Origin of the sequence: Primorskyibacter marinus (assembly GCF_003313245.1) — a bacterium.
GTDB lineage: Bacteria > Pseudomonadota > Alphaproteobacteria > Rhodobacterales > Rhodobacteraceae > Primorskyibacter > Primorskyibacter marinus.
On the sequence record NZ_QJSD01000002.1, the window covers coordinates 38,358 to 55,322 of the forward strand.

Annotated in this window: 16 protein-coding genes; 5 read left to right on the top strand and 11 right to left on the bottom strand. The window is 56.8% G+C overall.

All coding sequences use genetic code 11. The annotated features are described in order from the left end of the window. Positions 1–128 precede the first annotated feature (128 nt). The 5 genes from DMZ65_RS04140 to DMZ65_RS04160 form a co-directional block, all read right to left on the bottom strand. On the bottom strand, positions 129–1,226 hold the full coding sequence (locus tag DMZ65_RS04140; RefSeq protein WP_116597659.1) for a flagellar basal body P-ring protein FlgI: 1,098 nt from the start codon (positions 1,224–1,226) through the stop codon (positions 129–131). An 8-nt stretch (positions 1,227–1,234) separates the two neighbouring features. Further along, on the bottom strand, positions 1,235–2,236 hold the full coding sequence (locus DMZ65_RS04145; protein WP_116597660.1) for a flagellin: 1,002 nt from the start codon (positions 2,234–2,236) through the stop codon (positions 1,235–1,237). Positions 2,237–2,244: 8 nt separating this feature from the next. After that, positions 2,245–3,696 (bottom strand): flagellar hook-associated protein FlgK, encoded by a 1,452-nt coding sequence (flgK, locus tag DMZ65_RS04150; RefSeq protein WP_116597661.1) that lies wholly within the window; start codon positions 3,694–3,696, stop codon positions 2,245–2,247. Between the two features lie 27 nt (positions 3,697–3,723). Beyond that, a complete protein-coding gene (locus tag DMZ65_RS04155) occupies positions 3,724–5,025 on the bottom strand; it encodes a flagellar hook protein FlgE (RefSeq protein WP_198662625.1) in 1,302 nt (433 codons plus the stop codon). A gap of 109 nt (positions 5,026–5,134) precedes the next feature. Next, positions 5,135–5,980, bottom strand: coding sequence for a flagellar motor protein MotB (locus DMZ65_RS04160; RefSeq protein ID WP_116597663.1), 846 nt, complete (start codon positions 5,978–5,980; stop codon positions 5,135–5,137). Positions 5,981–6,202: 222 nt separating this feature from the next. On the opposite strand from DMZ65_RS04160, the gene DMZ65_RS04165 reads away from it, so the two are divergent. Together DMZ65_RS04165 and DMZ65_RS04170 are read left to right on the top strand one after the other, a co-directional pair. Continuing rightward, positions 6,203–8,332 carry a YjbH domain-containing protein gene (locus DMZ65_RS04165; RefSeq protein WP_116597664.1) on the top strand — a complete coding sequence of 710 codons (2,130 nt, stop codon included), beginning with the start codon at positions 6,203–6,205 and terminating at the stop codon, positions 8,330–8,332. A 2-nt stretch (positions 8,333–8,334) separates the two neighbouring features. Next, positions 8,335–9,012: a YjbF family lipoprotein gene (locus tag DMZ65_RS04170; protein WP_157960555.1), complete on the top strand. Its 678-nt coding sequence runs from the start codon at positions 8,335–8,337 to the stop codon at positions 9,010–9,012. A 14-nt stretch (positions 9,013–9,026) separates the two neighbouring features. Here DMZ65_RS04170 and DMZ65_RS04175 read toward each other — a convergent pair whose 3' ends face one another. The 3 genes from DMZ65_RS04175 to DMZ65_RS04185 form a co-directional block, all read right to left on the bottom strand. Next, complete coding sequence (locus DMZ65_RS04175; protein ID WP_116597666.1) at positions 9,027–9,638, bottom strand: sugar transferase; 612 nt, start codon at positions 9,636–9,638, stop codon at positions 9,027–9,029. Beyond that, the gene (locus DMZ65_RS04180; RefSeq protein ID WP_157960556.1) at positions 9,638–10,492 is read right to left on the bottom strand and encodes an NAD-dependent epimerase/dehydratase family protein; all 855 of its coding nucleotides are present in this window, start codon (positions 10,490–10,492) and stop codon (positions 9,638–9,640) included. Before DMZ65_RS04180 ends, DMZ65_RS04175 begins: the two co-directional genes overlap by 1 nt. A 183-nt stretch (positions 10,493–10,675) precedes the next feature. Further along, the gene (locus DMZ65_RS04185; RefSeq protein WP_116597668.1) at positions 10,676–11,995 is read right to left on the bottom strand and encodes a UDP-glucose dehydrogenase family protein; all 1,320 of its coding nucleotides are present in this window, start codon (positions 11,993–11,995) and stop codon (positions 10,676–10,678) included. Positions 11,996–12,264: 269 nt separating this feature from the next. Between DMZ65_RS04185 and DMZ65_RS04190 the strand changes: the two genes are divergently transcribed. Beyond that, positions 12,265–13,488, top strand: a complete 1,224-nt coding sequence (locus DMZ65_RS04190) for an MFS transporter (RefSeq protein ID WP_116597669.1) — start codon at positions 12,265–12,267, stop codon at positions 13,486–13,488. On the opposite strand, the gene DMZ65_RS04195 is transcribed toward DMZ65_RS04190, so the two are convergent. Genes DMZ65_RS04195 through DMZ65_RS04205 form a run of 3 tightly spaced genes read right to left on the bottom strand, consistent with a single transcriptional unit; the run spans position 13,485 to position 15,777 of the window. Next, on the bottom strand, positions 13,485–14,081 hold the full coding sequence (locus DMZ65_RS04195; RefSeq protein ID WP_116597670.1) for a Smr/MutS family protein: 597 nt from the start codon (positions 14,079–14,081) through the stop codon (positions 13,485–13,487). The genes DMZ65_RS04190 and DMZ65_RS04195 overlap by 4 nt on opposite strands. Beyond that, positions 14,078–15,121, bottom strand: coding sequence for a murein transglycosylase A (gene mltA, locus DMZ65_RS04200; RefSeq protein WP_116597671.1), 1,044 nt, complete (start codon positions 15,119–15,121; stop codon positions 14,078–14,080). Before mltA ends, DMZ65_RS04195 begins: the two co-directional genes overlap by 4 nt. Next, positions 15,118–15,777: a Tim44/TimA family putative adaptor protein gene (locus DMZ65_RS04205; RefSeq protein ID WP_116597672.1), complete on the bottom strand. Its 660-nt coding sequence runs from the start codon at positions 15,775–15,777 to the stop codon at positions 15,118–15,120. Before DMZ65_RS04205 ends, mltA begins: the two co-directional genes overlap by 4 nt. Positions 15,778–15,881: 104 nt before the next feature. Between DMZ65_RS04205 and DMZ65_RS04210 the strand changes: the two genes are divergently transcribed. Both DMZ65_RS04210 and secB read left to right on the top strand, forming a co-directional pair. After that, a complete protein-coding gene (locus DMZ65_RS04210) occupies positions 15,882–16,382 on the top strand; it encodes an FxsA family protein (RefSeq protein ID WP_116598114.1) in 501 nt (166 codons plus the stop codon). A gap of 75 nt (positions 16,383–16,457) precedes the next feature. Continuing rightward, complete coding sequence (secB, locus tag DMZ65_RS04215) at positions 16,458–16,958, top strand: protein-export chaperone SecB (protein WP_116597673.1); 501 nt, start codon at positions 16,458–16,460, stop codon at positions 16,956–16,958. The last annotated feature ends 7 nt before the right edge of the window (positions 16,959–16,965 follow it).

Below are 16,965 nucleotides of genomic sequence, written 5' to 3' on the forward strand. Positions count from 1 at the left end.
GATAGCTACAGCGCGGTGGTCCTAGACAGTGCTGAAGCAACCCTTTTTGTGTTAAGGCCGATAGATTTCCGCAAAGTTAATCAAATTTGCGAGATCTGGGATTCACGCGCGATTTTACGATCGCGCCGTCAGCGTACGACAAATTCAGCATGAAGCGCGCCGGCGGCTTTTATGCTCTTGAGAATATCAATCATGTCGCGCGGATTGACGCCAAGGGCGTTCAGACCAGCGATGACTTCTGATAGGGATGTGCCGCCGGGCACCTCGGCAAGACTTGGGCCGGGTTCTTCGGTAATTTCGGCCTGACTGCGCGGTACGACAACCGTTTCACCATCGCTGAACGGACTGGGTTGAACGGCAACAGGCTGCTCCGCAATCCTGAGCGTTAAGTTTCCCTGAGAAACGGCAACACGAGAAATTCGGACATCGGACCCCATGACAATGGTGCCAGAGCGCTGATCGACAACGACGCGGGCACGACGTTCGGGTTCGATCACCAGATTTTCCACTCGAACGAGCGCGTGGGCCGGTGACGACGCGCCGGTCCGTTCAATATTCAGTTCAACGGTGCCGGAATCCAACATGCGCGCGACCGACCCCCGAAAATTATTGTTCAGCGCCGTTTCTATCCGCGCCGCAGTTGTGAAATCTGGCTCGCGCAACGCGAGTCGCAGCGTTGACAACGAAGAAAAATCGAAGTCGACTTCGCGCTCGACACGGGCCCCGGACGGAATAACACCCGAAGTGGGCACGCCTTGTATCACAGATGCGGCCTCGCCTTCTGCGGACGCGCCGCCGGCAATCACCGTACCTTGGGCCACAGCGTAGATTTCGCCATCAGCAGCATTGAGCGGCGTCATAACCAATGTACCACCAAGCAGGCTTTTTGCGTCACCGATGGCCGACACTGTTACATCAACCTGCCCCCCCGCACGGGCGAAGGGCGGCAAGACGGACGTCACAAAGACCGCAGCCACGTTTTTCGGCCTGAACTGTTCTCCCGAGACATTGACGCCAAGTCTTTCGAGGATATTGCTCATGATCTCTTCGGTGAAGGGCGCGTTTCGAAGGCCGTCGCCCGTTCCGTTCAAGCCAACAACCAAGCCGTAGCCAACCAGATCATTGCCGCGCACACCGTCGAATTCGACCAGGTCTTTGATCCGGATGGATTGCGCCTGCGCGGGTAGCGAGATCAACAAGAAAATTCCCAATGCGAACCATTTCATCACAGTTTTCACCGGAGATACTCCAACAAGGACAGGCGAGCGGAACGCGCCGTCAGGGCATAAACCGTTTCCAGCTGATACTGCACTTCTTCAAGTCGGCTGGCTGTTTCGTAGGGATCTACCTCCAACAATGAATTGCGAGCCTGTGAAAGACTGGAAACCTCGGCCGCATTGCGTATCGACGTCTCTTCAATCCGCGCCTCAAGGGTTCCGATCTTGGCGCGTAGATCGGTTATGTCGTCGTTGACCGTCAGCAAGGCTTCGCCGGCGTGGTTTTGCAAATCGACCTGAATACCCATTGGCAAACCAACGGATGCATCGGTCGCCAGCGCGGCAAGTGCAGTGTTCTTGAGGATGTTTCGGAAGGTTTCATCGTCAGCGCGAAGTGCAATATCGGCAGTTTCCGTTTCGCCCAATCGAAGAGATGCAAGATCCTGGGTTCCGCCCTGATACATTACAGCGTCAAACCCGGCCGGCGCGGTGAACCAATTGTCAAGCGCTGTAATCACCCCCAAGGTTGTGGTCTGCCCTGAAATCGCGCCCCGAAGGGCCGTCATCAGGGTCGAAACATCTGCCAGCGGAGTTTGGTCCGTTGAAGTACCGGAAAGATAACTGCGACCGGCAGTTTGGGTGTTGAGCGCGCCGATCATCGCACCCAAACGATCGAGCGCTTCTGTCGCCAGCGTTTCACGCATGACCGGCAGAGTATTCATTCCGACACCTGTCAAGGGGGCAGCCAACGCCTGAGCCTCATCCTGAACCTTGCCAAGAATAGTTTGTAACGTACCGGCAATCTGGCTCGCTTCAGCTGTTGCGATGCTGTAGCCTTCCAGCCTGGTCAGATTATGCTGAATACCCGCCAGCTGACGGAAATCACCGCCGACGCGCTCTGCCTTGTCGCGGGCTTGCCCTGTCGCGATTTCAGAGTTTAACTGGCCCATTTCGGATTTTATACGGCTTTGGTGGAACCGCAGGGTCATACCCTGCGCAAGATCGCCAAGTGTCTGCATGGTCGCTCCTAAATGTTGAGAATGGCCTGTAGCATTTCATCCACGGTCTGAATGACACGAGCGTTCGCGGCATAACTGTTCTCGAACTCCATGAGTTTCTGAAGCTCGTAATCGGTGTCAACGCCTTGGCCGCGTTCCAATTCTTTCAAGGTGTTCTGGGCGCTGGAGGCATAGGCAAGCGTATCATCAGCCCCCAATCGCAAGGATGACACCTGCGACAAGAGACCGGCCGCCAGGATATCCGGGGTGGACAAGACGCCTGGCAGCGCGGATGAAGACGGCAAAGCGTTGGTTGAAAGCGCCTGTTTCAGCCCGTTGAGCAGCCCTGAATCCCCGACAACGCCTGGGGTCGTGGCACCGATACCTGCCCGCCATTTCCATAAACTGCCGCCGTCCTGCGCAAGAGATGAGTTTAGCTCCATCCGGCTGGCGAAGCCGGTTTCAAAACTCGGGTCGAACGGAGACCCCCAATCGGTGAACATGCCCGCACTGCCAGCCGTGATCGTACTATCGGCATTACCGGGTCCAAACCGTTCCGCAAGGTCGCGCGCCAACCCGTCGAGAGTCGCCTGCATCGCGGGTGCCGTTTCATCGCGGATCTGTAACTGGGCCCCCAACCTTCCGCCGCGCAGCGCGCCGCTGTCGGCGGATGCATCAACCGCACGTCCGTTCAATGTAAGGCCAGATAAATGACCGCCAGCCAACGTCATTTGTGGTTCGATCTTACCAGTCGTGGCAAAGCCGACGTCAATTGCCGTACCTTCCAGCAGGATTGCCCCGCCCGTCGAATAAATTGCAATCGCTCCGCGCTCTCGTGCGACCGTGTGAACCGGGATCATTTCGCTGATTTCATCAACAGTTCTTTGGCGAGCGTCGAGAAAGCCTGACGTATCCTGCCCCTTATGGATTGCGCTGGAAATTTTCTTGTTCAGATCAACCACTCTGTTCAATGACGTGTTGAGTTGATCAACCATTTCGCCGATTTTTGCATCGGCGTCTTCGCGAGCGCTGCTGATACCGTCAGCTATTGTGTTGATCGTGTTGACCAGCACCTCTGCGCTGCGCGCGACGGCACCCAGCCGTTCCTCTGAATCCGGTCGAGAAGCTGCGGTGACAAGCGCACTGTCAAAATCCGCAATGACCTGTGACAGGGACCCTGCTTCGCCGGGCAGGCCGATACCCGTCTCCATCCGCGCGGCGAAGCTGGCCAGATCACTTGCGTTGCCAAGCTCTGCGTCGGCCAAACGACGGTCCGCCAGAATCACTGGATCGACATGACGCAGGGTGCCGGTGATCGCGACGCCGCCAAAACTGCCCGTTATCCGGCTTTCGACGGTTAATTCGCGGCGTCCATATCCATCGGTCAGGGCGTTCGCGATATTGGATGACACGTTGATCGTGGCCCGGGCAGAGGCGTTCAGCCCGCTCAGCGCATTGGAGAGTGCTCCATTCAGGGTCATCGTCTTCTCCTTGGATCAACCTGCATTTCAGCGTTTGATATTGGTGGTTTCCTGAAGCATTTCGTCAACGGTTTGGATAACCTTTGCGTTGGACGAATAGGCCCTTTGGGTTTGGATCATGTCCGTCAGTTCATTTGCCACGTCAGTCGTCGATTCCTCACGAGCAAATGTCGCGATTTCGCCCGTGGGCCCGTCGCCGGAGTTCCACAGAAAATACGAACCGCTTTCAGGCGAATGGCTGTAAGTTTGCTTGTCCATGGCCTTGAGTCCGTTCGGGTTCGGCACATCAACAAGCGGCACCTGATATATTGTGCGCGTGATGCCAGTATCGAAATAGGCGTGAACCATGCCCGTTTCATCGACCTCCACCGACGTCATGTTGCCGACCGGCGAACCGTCCTTGGAAACATCCAGCGGTGCGAACGTGTCGCCTAGCTGGGTCAGGCCGTCATTCTGGTTGAGCCTTCCGATATTGATTTCCATGGGGCCGCCATTCACATTGACAATCGCGGTGCCGGTTGTGCCATCATAAGTGCCGCCGGAGACCGTCGTCACGCTTGCGAGGCTGCCGCCAGAGCCGCGGCTGTCGTCGAATGTCAGTGTATATTCGCCAATCACAGTGCCGCCCGACGCACTGTCGCGCAGCACCATGGTCCATTCATTCGAAGTTCCCGAAGCCGGCACCGTAGGTGTAAAGCTTGCCTCTATATTCTCCGAACGGCCCATATTGTCGAAATACTCAACCGAAAGAGGCTGCGCGGTTCCAGCCGATCCCGCATCCGTCATGGTCGCCGGAAGATTGACACCCAGAGACATCCGCGTTGTCGGTTCAGCGGAAAACTGATTCAGATTGACCCGCACAGGTTCAAGCCCGTCGCTGGAATCGCGGGAAAAAGTCCCGATGCTACCGTCTGAATTCGCCGGCCAGCCGAGCAGCATCAAATCGTTCGTACTGCGCAGATACCCTTCTGAATCTGTCCGAAAAGACCCTGTCGTGGTCAGCAACATCTTTGGATTACCGTTTCCCGCCTCCACATCCGTGGCCCGTGCCACCGGCAGAAACCCGCGATTTCGGACAGCCAAATCGTTGGCATTGGAGGTCGAAATGAGCGGACCGTCCTGGCCAATCAACCGCTGCGTCGTCGCCCTGACTCCGCCGGCGGAATATGTCCCACCGCCTGACGCCAACACCATCGACTGGAAATCCGTTTCCACCCGCTTGTATCCGTAGGTGGAAGAATTTGAAATGTTGTCGGAAATTGTACCAAGCCGTGTGGCATTGCTTGCAAGCCCGGCAACACCTGCATTTAGCGAACTGGAAATGGTCATACGCGAGCCCTTCTGCTGCATCGAGTCGATCTCTGAACAACAGATACGCTCGCTCGCTTAACAGCCCGCTAATGACCTTGAATTTCCTTCATCAAGTTTCTCTTCATGTTCAGATATTGGTGCGCAGAAAGATAACCTCGACACGGTTATTGCGTACGGACATCGGATTGAAGTTTGCCAGATCCCTATCGGCATGTCCCGTCAATCTCGCAAAGCGTTCCGGCATAAGCCCCTCTGATTCAAGGAGCTTTCTGACAGCATCAGCGCGCGCGGATGACTGGTCCCACATTGGCCGGGATGTCATCACGACCGGGACTGACCGGACATGGCCCTCGATCGCTACCGGGTTGGTGACAATTTTAGACGCCTCGGCGAGAGCCGCAACAATCGACTCCAACATTGCGGTCGGCTCCATGTCATCCGTAAACAAAGGTGTTTCTTCGAGGTCGTGCATCTCGATCACAAGCCCTTCATCCGTCACTTTGGTCACGATGTGCCGAAGCATCTCATCCGCCAGCATACTTTCGCCACTTCGACCCAATAGCGCTTCTTCCACAGCGGCGAGCTGTTCATCCTGGGCATCGCCCTTATCCTCATCCGAGCCAGCATCCGACCATCCACGCGCTTGATTGGATTCTGTCGGTCGCAGGCTGGTTGACCCGGTTCCGGTCTGCGGCAACGCATCTTCCGTGAAGATGCTGTTTCCACCGAAATTTCCATCCCCGCCACCGGCAATCCTACTGATCGCGATGGTCGGACTGAAATAATCCGCGATGCCCTGACGTTGTTTTTCCGTTGTCGCGTTCAGAAGCCACATCAACATGAAGAAGGCCATCATTGCGGTCACGAAGTCCGCATATGCAACCTTCCAGGCACCACCATGGTGTCCGTCGGCCGCAACAACCTTTTTCCGTTTGATGATGACAACCGGCGACGCATTTGTTTGCGCAACCATATCTACCACCTTTTCTCACCCGACTTCAGACCTATCAAGGCAACCGTTACGTCCCCCTTAACAATTAAAAATGAGCAGTTAATTGCCGTCGCCGCCGCCAGAGACCGCCAGACGTGCCGATTATCCCACAAACATTTCGCTGTGATCGTTCAGGCAATAGACTTGCGTGCGCCATTGGCTTAGCAAAAGAAAGATGCGCCTACACGACGAACGGATCCAGACATGACGCAAACCGGCCTGACAAGATACACTGGCTCTTGGCGTGGCCGAGCATTGTGCGCCGCGGGCATTCTTGCACTGATCACAGCGCTGCCAAGTACACTGGCGCTTGCACAAGGCTTGCCCGGATACAACCTATATGGCAGCCCCGGACTGATCGACATGCCAACCGCAGGCCCCGCCCCGGATGCGACACTGGCAACCACCGTTTCGCGGTTTGGCGACACCACGCGCGCGACTTTGAGTTTCCAGATCACGCCCCGCCTGTCCGGCAGCTTCCGCTACTCGGCAATCGAGAACTTTCCGGCACCGGGCAACGTCGACGGACGCTATTTCGACCGCAGTTTCGACCTACGCTACGAACTTCTGACCGAAACCAATGCACTTCCGGCGATCACCGTAGGGCTTCAGGATTTCATCGGGACCGGGCTTTACGGCGGCGAATACCTTGTCGCCACAAAAGAGCTGATGCCGGGATTGCGCGTCACCGGCGGTTTGGGCTGGGGTCGGTTGGGCAGCTATGGTGCCATCGGCGACACGGGTGACCGCCCGGCAGAGCTTTTGGGTCAGGGTGGCGTGCCGACCTACGATCGCTGGTTCCGGGGTGATGTTGCGCCTTTCGGCGGGGTCAGCTATTCGCCGAACAAGAACCTGACATTCAAGCTGGAATACTCTTCGGACGACTACGTTCAGGAAAGCACCACCGGACAATTTGAACGGGAATCTCCCTGGAACTATGGGATTGATTATCGCTTCAACAATGGCAACCAGTTGTCCTTGTATCATGTATACGGGACCGAAGTCGGCGCACAGTTCACGCTCTTTACCAACCCCAAGCGTGCCCAGGTCCCCGGCGGCACCGAAACTGCACCGCTTCCGGTTGCAGTTCGAAGCCCGGCCGCGGCGCAGGATCTGGGATGGACAACGGACTCTGCCGCGACATCGGCCAATGCAAAATCTGCCTTGAGATCATCCCTGGAACGCGAGGGCCTCGTTTTAGAAGGGCTGAAGCTTGAACCACGCCGCGCAACCCTTCGTTTACGCAATCCACGTTACGGTGCCGCGCCGCAAGCAATTGGTCGCACGGCACGCGCCATGAGTCGCGTCCTGCCCGCTTCGGTGGAAGAATTCGTCATCGTCCCGGTTGTCAACGGAATGTCCATGTCTGCCGTATCAATCCAGCGAAGCGATCTTGAGGCGCTTGAAAATGATGCCGCGACAGAAATGCTGGCGAAGACGCGCATTCTGGATGGCTATAACATGGCCCCTGCCCCCGAAGCCGGACTTTATCCGCGCTTCACCTGGGCGTTCAATCCGTATATCGCGCTCAGCGCATTTGATCCGGACAACCCGGTGCGCGCCGACGCGGGCGTCCGTCTGAAAGCTGATTACCGGGTTTTGCCAAATCTCGTGCTGTCCGGTGCCGTGACTAAGAAAATCGGCGGCAATCTGGATGATGTAACGCGCAATGACCCATCAGGGCTGCCTCGCGTGCGAACCGACTATGCGAAATATTCCAAAGAGGGTGATCCGGCGATCGAACATCTGACGCTTGCCGCCTATGGACGTCCCGGCAAGAACCTCTACAGCCGCGTGACGTTGGGCTACCTTGAAGAAATGTACGCGGGCGCCTCGGGAGAGTTGCTTTGGAAGCAGGTCGGCAGTCCACTGGCCTTGGGGGTCGAGCTGAACTTCGTCAAGCAGCGCGATTATGATCAGATGCTGGGCCTTCGGGACTATGAGGTTCTGACTGGCCACGCCTCGGCCTATTACGATTTCGGTAACGGTTTTCATGGGCAGTTGGACGTCGGCCGCTATCTTGCCGGCGATTATGGTGCCACTGTCGCGCTGGACCGTGAATTTGCCAACGGCTGGCGTGTCGGGGCTTTTGCGACCTTTACTGATGTTTCTTATGACGATTTTGGCGAAGGCTCTTTCGACAAGGGCATACGGCTGTCGATCCCGCTGGGCTGGGTTCTGGGACAGCCCTCTCGGCAGGCCAACAACGCCGAGATCAAATCTCTGACCCGCGATGGCGGCGCACGGCTGAATGTTGATGGGCGGCTGTACGAACAGGTCCGTGATTACCACCGGCCGGAATTGGCCAAGACCTGGGGAAAGTTCTGGAGATGATCATGCCACGCATTTCAAGCGTCCTCCTCGCCCTTGCTGCACTGATCGGGCTGGCATCCTGTGGCAACGACACAGCCCAAGAGCAGCGCACGGAAGTGTTTAAACAGTTGGTGAACGGCACGGTGGCGCGATCGCGCAAGACCGAACCGCCGCAGGTCACGGTCGCACAGATCAATCAGGCTCTCGCGACAAAGGCCGGCCCGCTGGCGCTGGTAACGGTTGAATCCCGCAAGGCAAGCGCGCTGGTCATTCAGATTGGTCAAAACGGACACTACCGGACCTACGCAACCGAACAGCGGCAAACGCTGAATTTCCGCGGCGGCATGATTACGTCGACCCGCGGGCTTGGTGGCGATCTGATGTCATCCGAAGAAACTGCGTTGCTGTCTCTGGTCTCGCGCAAATCCGGCGGTTCAGCGCCGTACACGATGCGCTTTTTGACTGGCGAGGATGTCACGGCAACGTCACAATATACCTGCGCAGTCTCGCGTGACGGTACGGCACCGGTGAAACTGGGTGCGATCAACACTGTAACCCAGAAAATGACGGCGCAATGCACCGGGCCGGACGGGTCGTTCAGCAATACCTACCTCGTGGATGGTGCCGGCGACATCGTCAGCACAAGACAATGGCTTGGAACGTTCACAGGGTATGTTGCGGCGCAGCAGCTTCGGAAATAGCCGTGCCCGTGACCTTAATGAAGTGAGATCCGCCGGAAGACCGTCGCCAGCATCAGCTTCAGGTCGCCACACACCGTCCTGCGCTGCGCGTATATCAGATCCAAGCGCGCCTTTCTGGGTATACAGCGCTTGGTATAGACGGCCTCGGTTTCCTCTGCCGTCTGGCAAGGTGCCAACAACTGTTCTTCGGTACGATGATAAGCCAAAGTCGCCATCCCGGTGATGCCGGGGCGCGATTTCAGAACTTCGCGGTAAATATCCGGAAACTGCTCGACATAGCGCCGCAAAGGCGGGCGCGGTCCGACAAAACTTATATCGCCACGCAAAACGTTCCAAAGCTGCGGAATTTCATCGAGCCTGTGCCGACGCAGGAATTGCCCCGCTGGCGTGATCCGCGACGACTTGTCCCCGCCCGACACGCCGCTATCGGCGGGGTCAACGCTCATGGTCCGAAACTTCCAAAGCTGAAACCCTTCATCCACAGATTTCATCCGCTCCGAAATGTAGAAGATCGGACGGCCCTCCGTGATCAGCAAAACCGCAGCAATCAGTAGCCCAACAGGCAGCAGAACGACTGCCAGAAAGGCAGCGCAGATCAGATCGGTAACGCGTTTTGCCGAGGTCATTACGTCTCTACCCTACTGCGCCAAGTCTCTAACAGCCGGTCGGGGTCCGCTGAAGACATGGGCAAAGGGGCAACCTTCTGCAAGCGCGACGTGTCCAGTTCCACCAGGGCATTGGCATTATCAGACGCATCCTTCCACGCGACATCGCAACCGGCGGCTTCTGCTATCGCCTGCATCGACGTCGCTTTCGGCGCGGATATGTTGACCAGAAAAGGCGTGCTATTCAAAGGGCACCGAAGCAGCCCGACAAGGGCATGCAGCAGATCTTGCGGTGCGATGTAGCTTCTGCGCGGCCCCTGCCCGTCTGCAAATCTATCCAGAATGACATGTGGCCCGGCGCGCATCGTGGCAAACAGACTATCCGCACCAGCAACATTGCCGATCCGCATCAGGCAAGGCTTCGGCCCGTGTGGATGCGCCGCGTACCAGTCCGCAACCGCGTGCTCCATCTCCAGTTTGGCGCGGCCGTAATCATTCTGCGGAGCGGCTGGAATGTCCTCTGACATCGGATGTGGTGACGGCTTATAGATTGCGGCGGACGAGCAGTGCAGCACACGTTCTGCGTTTAGTTGATGAGCAAGGGTTTGAGCCTCGATCGCCAATATTCCATTGTCACTCAGATCGGCTCCCTGCCCCGGCGTTACGCCCCAAAGTGCAATCACCGCATGTACCGGACCGACTTGCAGCGGCCCGTCGCCCGGCTGCCACCGCACGCCACCTTCCGGAATGACAGGGTTGCGAAAAATTGAGACAAGCTCAAAGCCCGGCGGTGGCGCGTTTTTCCAGGCAGCCCGGAACATCGTCCCCAGCTTGCCACCTGCACCAAGAAGCAGCACCCGCTTTATTTGCGTCATTCCGGTCACACCTTCCAGAACCGACCCTCTCGATCTCGCCGACAAGCTGACAAGAAAGCATGCGCATCGCAGCTGCGCAGGTCTGACCATTTCAACCGAGCCGACCAAGACCGTTCGTCATGCGCACCGCTTCCCAATGCCCGCCAGGAAATATGTCCGATGTTGTACCGGACATATGATTGTTCAGCGCGTATAGCCCTCGCGACCAATGCTTTCATACGCCACAAAGCCTGCGCGTTCTGCGTCCGTCGGTGAGTAGACGTTGCGCAGATCCGCCAAACGAGCGGTCGTCATGCTCTCCGCGATCCGCTTCAGATCCAGCGCGCGAAATTCGTTCCATTCGGTCAGAACCACAACCAGATCGGCCTTGTCAGCGGCTTCATAGGGATCCTCGATCCAAGTGACACCCGGCAAAAGCGCCTCACCTTCGTGGCGTCCTTGCGGGTCACAAGCCTTAACCTTCGCCCCACCGCCAACAAGCGCGGGCACGATGGTCAGGGAAGGCGCGTCGCGCATATCATCGGTGTTGGGCTTGAATGTCACACCCAGTACAGCGACCGTCTTGCCATTGAACGAACCGCCGCAGAGATCAAGCAGCTTGTCGATCATCCGGCGCTTGATCTCTTCATTGACCTTGATGACCGTCTCGGTGATCTGCATCGGGACCGCATGTTCCTGGCCTATCCGTGCCAACGCCTTGGTGTCTTTAGGGAAACATGATCCACCATAGCCCGGACCTGCATGCAGGAACTTGTTGCCGATCCGGTTGTCCATGCCGACGCCCTTTGACACCTGCTTTACATCCGCGCCGACCTTTTCGCACAAAGCGGCGATCTCGTTGATAAAGGTGATCTTGGTGGCGAGAAAGGCGTTCGCGGCATATTTGATCATCTCGGCGGATTCCAGATCGGTGGTCACGATCGGGAAGTCGCGCAGATACAGGGGCCGATAAATATCGGCCATCACTTCTGCCGCACGATCGGTCTGAACACCGACAACCACGCGGTCCGGCTTCATGAAATCGTCAATCGCCGCGCCTTCGCGCAGAAATTCGGGGTTCGAAGCAACATCGAAATCCAGTGACGGGTTGGCCTTTTTGACGACCTCGCCGACCTGACGGTTTGTCCCGACAGGCACGGTCGATTTGGTGACGATCACCACATATTCCTTGGCAACGCGGGCAATCTCTTCCGCGGCGGCCATTACATAGGTCAGGTCCGCGTGACCATCACCGCGGCGCGTGGGTGTGCCAACCGCGATGAAAACCGCATCGGCACCGGTCACTGCCTTCTCCAGATCCATGGTAAAGGCCAGACGGCCGGCTTCGACGTTCTTGTTCATAAGCAGGTCAAGACCCGGCTCAAAAATCGGAACTTCGCCATTTTCCAGCCGCTCGATCTTGCGGGGATCCTTGTCCACACAAACTACTTCGTGGCCGAAATCAGAGAAACAGACCCCTGAAACCAGCCCAACATAACCCGTCCCGATCATTGCGATCTTCATGGGAGCTTCCTTTCACATTCAATTGGCGGAGTTTTTGCGGTCTTTGCGGCCTTTCGTCAACAACCACGGTCGGCAGAGGGTAAATCTTGCAGAAATTCGTGTATTTGTAACGCAAGATACGACGCGGCCCAAACTGAACGACCCTACTATACCAACGGTAACAGATAGTCGCACCTTCGGACCAAGGCTGAAGAAATGGGCCTCGCAGATGTTTGTCTTTATGCTGTTAACCTATAGAGACGACACAAGAAACGACACAGAGTCACACCATGAGAATTCCCCGTTTTGTTACACAAAATGCGCCTTGGTTGCTGGCTGGTGGTTTCTTGGCTTTCTTGTCGGGCTTTGGGCAAACATACTTCATTTCGATCTTTGCGGGCGAGATCCGGGCAGAATTCAATCTTTCACATGGTCAATGGGGCGGGATCTATACGCTCGGCACGTCGATCTCTGCCCTGGTCATGGTCTGGGCCGGCGGGCTGACCGATATTTTCCGGGCACGGTCACTGGGTTCGGTTGTTCTGATCATTCTGGCGCTGGCCTGCGTGAGCATGTCATTGGCTCAGGCCAGTTGGGTACTGGTTGGCGTCATTTTCTTTCTGCGTCTGCTTGGTCAGGGCATGCTAAGCCATATCGCCGTAGTGTCCGTGTCCCGTTGGTTTGTCGCGACGCGTGGCAAAGCCTTGATGTGCGTAGGCCTTGGGTTTTCAATCGGCGAAGCCACGCTACCAGTGAGTTTTGTCGCGGCCATGAAGGTGCTGGGATGGCGAGAGCTTTGGCTGGTGGCCGCGGGCATCTCGATTCTGGCAATTCCCTTGCTTTGGACATTGCTTAAAACCGAAAGAACACCGCAATCCATGGCCGATACGGGTGTGTCCTTAGGCATGGCCGGCCGCCATTGGAGCAGGCCACAAGCGTTCAAACATTGGTTGTTCTGGTTCATGGTGCCCGCTCTTTTGGGTCCAGCCGCCTTTTCAACCGCATTTTTCTTCAATCAGGTCTATTTCGCCAGTGTGAAGGGCATTGAACACATTCAATTGGTCGCGTTCTTTCCGCTGTTCACTGCGGTATCCGTGATTTCGATGATCATATCCGGCTGGCTGCTGGACAAATTTGGCACAGCACGGCTGATCCCATGGTTTCAACTGCCGATGGTGATCGCGTTTGGTTTGTTCGGAACCGGCCAATCGCCGCTCCTGATTGCCTTGGGGCTGGTATTTATGGGGATGACCGCCGGCGCCAACACCACGTTGCCCAACGCGTTCTGGGCAGAGTTTTATGGCACACGCTGCCTTGGGTCGATCAAGGCGATGGCTGCGGCTGTCATGGTGTTGGGATCGGCCTTGGGGCCGGGCCTGACAGGCGTCTTGATTGACCTCGATGTGGGAATTCAAACCCAATATCTTGGCGCCGCAGGATATTTTCTGTTTACCAGTGCGCTAATGGCGATTGGCGTCGGTCGCGCCCGTCCACTTCTTGCCATGAACAGTTAACGGTTCTTTCGGAGGTAGACATAGTAAGCGCCGGTGCCACCGTGACGAATATGTGCTTCAGAGATTTGCATCACCACCTGACCCAGCGGACCCATCCGCAACCACATGGGCACCTGTTGCTTCAGCACCCCACGCCTATGCGGCGCGGGATCGTGTGGATCATGCCGCGCGCCTTTGCCGGTGATGATCAGAACCAGCCTATGCCCCCTGGATTGCGCCCGCAAGATAAAGCCTGTCAGCGCACCATGCGCCTGATCCAGAGTCATGCCATGCAGGTCCAGACGCGCATCGGGCAGAAGTTTGCCGCGCTTGAGGCGGATAAAGGCTTTTTTGTCCATCTGGACCGGATCGGTGCTTAACCGATCCTTGATGCTTGGGGGCAGGGCGGCCTGACTGTCTCGTTTACGGCTGCGTTCGCCGACCTCAAAGCGGGTCAGTGGCTGCGGTGGGTTTGGTTCCGGCTGGACATCGGGCTTTTGTGCAGGTTTTGTCGGTTTCGGCTGAAAGACCTTACGCACATCAAGCCGTTCCGTATTTTTTGTTACTTGCCGCCAGAGATCAAGCTCGTCAGGGCGCACGCGCCGCTTGCTCATTGGACAGCCTCGGGCAAGGTGTCGGGGACGTGCTGCACCGGCATCAACACGACCATCCGGCCGGTATCTTTCAGCTTGCCGGCCGCCCGTCCTGCCTTGTCGCCCGTTCCAAAAAAGATATCGGCCCGTTGCGCCCCTTTAATGGCGGATCCGGTATCCTGCGCGACCATAAGTCGGCGGATCGGATCTTTGCCATCTTTTTCAACCCAAACAGGCGCGCCCAGCGGTGTAAAAACCGGGTCCACGGCGATGGATCGTCCGGCTGTGACAGACCGGTTCATTGCGCCCAGAGGACCAAAATGCGCCGGTATCTCACTGACCTCGCGGAAAAAAACGTAAGATGGGTTGTGATAAAGCAGATCTTCCCCTTCTCGCGGATTGCGCCGGATCCAGTTCTTGATGACCTGGGCGGACACTTGATGCGCGTCATACACGCCGCGGCGCACCAGCTCTTTGCCAATGCTGCGATACGGGTGGCCATTGCCGCCGCCATACCCAACACGCAGGAACCCTCCGTCCGGTAGGCGAACCCTGCCAGAGCCTTGGACTTGCAGGAAAAAAAGTTCTACGGGATCATCCACCCACGCGATTTCCAATCCGCGATCCTGCAAATAGCCGCCACTTAGAATGTCGCGTCGCGTCAACCAAGGCGACACCTCGCGCGCCTCAGGCGGCAACGTGTGAATGGGAAAGCGATAGGTTTCGGTCTGAACCCGAGAGCCATGCAACTCCGGCTCGAAATAGCCAGTGAACAGCGCGTCAGTGCCATCCTCGATCAACACAGGCCGAAAAAACAACTCGAAAAACGCTTTGGCGTCAGTCTGCTCCGCAGCGAGCGTACCAAGCGCGCGCCAAACGGGGTCTTTCATATCGCTGCATGTGGTCAAAAACACATCAAGCGCAGCCTGATGATCATCAGTTCCCCATCCGTCAAGATGTTGAAAATCCAGCAACTTCTGGACCGGCTTTCTCTGCGCTGCGGTTTCGTTTCCGGACATAACCACCCCCGCAAACACTGCTGACCGCAGCGTTTCGATCATTCGCCGGTTGCGACCAGTTGCCAGTTCGGGTCGTCTGCACCCATCGCGCGGGCAAAGGTCCACACATCTTTCTGGCGTTTAATCTGGGTCGCACTGCCTTCGATAATTTCGCCGGCCCGATCGCGTACCACTGAGGTAAGTTCGCCCACGAACCTCACCGTGATTTCAGCCATCCGGGTCTCGTCATGGAACTCGGCATCGCTAAGTGACAGTTCGCGTACGCCGACAAACTCCGCTTCGATGGTCAAGCCCTGAGCTTCGCGGGATTCAACAACTTCGGCGAAGGACTGATAGACGTCATCGGCGAGGAATGGTTTGATCTCGGCCAAATCGCCACGCTCGAACCCCATAAGGATCATCTCATAGGCACCACGCGCACCTTGCAAGAAATCAGCGACACCAAATTCCGGTTCCGCAGCTTTCATTTTTGTCAATGCCTTGGCTGCCGACGAACCATCGGGCACATGATCAATGATGTCACGATCCGGTCCGCCTTCTATCACCGAAAGATCGGGCTTGCGCCGAGCCGAACTGGCCTTCGGAGTTTTTTGCGTCGGCTCAAAGCCATCACGGGTTCCAAGAACGCTCCTCAAGCGCAGGATCAGAAAAATCACGATGCCTGCAAGCACCAGAAGTTGTAAAATAGGAGAGCTCATTCGGTCCTCTTTTCTGGCACGCATGGAAACAGCCGATTAGGTTTCTTATGTAGGGGCTGAGGTGGAGCAAGTCCACCATGCCCGCCCTGAAAGGAGCATTGCAGATGTGGCTGTTTTTAGCATTCCTGTCGATCCCGCTGATCGAAATCGCATTATTCATCCAAGTCGGTGGATTGATCGGGCTTTGGCCGACACTCGCGATTGTGATCTTGACGGCGATCCTGGGCACATGGCTCGTACGCTCGCAAGGGGCATTGGCAATTGCCAACCTACGGGAATCATTCTCGGATTTGAGGGATCCGACTGAACATCTGGCGCATGGAGCCATGATATTGTTCTCTGGTGCGCTGCTGTTGACACCCGGCTTTTTCACGGATGCTGCCGGGTTTGCCCTTCTGGCACCGCCGGTGCGAAGTGCGGTCTACCGTTGGGCGCGCAAACGTGTAAAGGTTCAAAAGTTCGAAATGGGAGCGCAACCGGGGCACCGCGCTCCTCCCAATTCCGGACGGGCAGGTCGAAATGACGTGATAGACGGCGAATATACAGAGGTTGATCCGACCAAACGCCCGACGCATGAGCCGCCGTCAGGTTGGACAAAGCACTGATCTGAGGATTGAGACCGCTGCCTGTACCTGTTAATCCGGTGGAGACAGCATTTATGCCATTGGGAGAGACGACGTATGGCCGAAGAGAATGGGGCCCAGGCCCCCGAAGCTACCGCAGCAGCGCAAAACATGAAAATGAACATTCTTGCGCAGTTTGTGCGCGATATGTCGTTTGAAAACATCCTGTCGCAGAAAGGCGCGACTGGCGAAGTACAACCTGACGTCACCGTACAGGTTAACCTTGATGCGAAGAAGCGCAGCGCGGACAACCAGTACGAGGTCGTCCTGAAACTCAAGGTCGACAGCAAGGCCAAGGAAAGCGGCGAGCATCTGTTCCTGTTGGAGCTGGATTATGCCGGCGTTTTCCAGATCGAAGGTGTTCCGGAAGAGCAGCTGCATCCGTTTCTGCTGATCGAATGCCCGCGGATGCTGTTTCCCTTCGTGCGCCGCATCGTATCAGATGTGACCCGCGACGGTGGATTCCCACCGCTAAACCTCGAGAACATTGATTTCCTTCAGCTTTACCGTGCGGAAATTCAACGTCGTCAGGCCGAAAAGCCAAAGGCTGACGCCTGACGTTCTG